The organism is Paraburkholderia sp. SIMBA_027 (genome assembly GCF_046535315.1).
Lineage (GTDB): Bacteria > Pseudomonadota > Gammaproteobacteria > Burkholderiales > Burkholderiaceae > Paraburkholderia > Paraburkholderia tropica.
In genome coordinates, this window is sequence record NZ_JAWRWY010000671.1 from 1 (window position 1) to 269 (window position 269).

A 269-nucleotide genomic window follows, 5' to 3' on the forward strand; every position below is an offset into this window, starting at 1 on the left:
TCGGAGAATTTACAGGATAGTCCCTTAATATTTAGTCAGGAGGCAGATACTGCGGTCATACCGCTTAGTGATTTTACACAAATAAAATCGAACTATACATTGCATGAAGGAGAAGCTTTGCTAACAAGTTATGCAAATGTGTTATCAGAAGTATTACCACTTCAAAAGAATATAGATATTACTGTAAAGTCTGGCGAGATTGAAATACCCCTCCACATTACTGACATTCGTAAAGATTTTGTGTTATCAGTGTATGCGTCTGATGGTAG

1 protein-coding gene is annotated in these 269 nt (G+C 36.4%); it reads left to right on the forward strand.

The features are described 5' to 3' along the window. Window positions 1-269 (forward strand): hypothetical protein (locus SB764_RS40700; protein ID WP_410866856.1); only part of this gene is annotated, 269 nt, incomplete at both ends.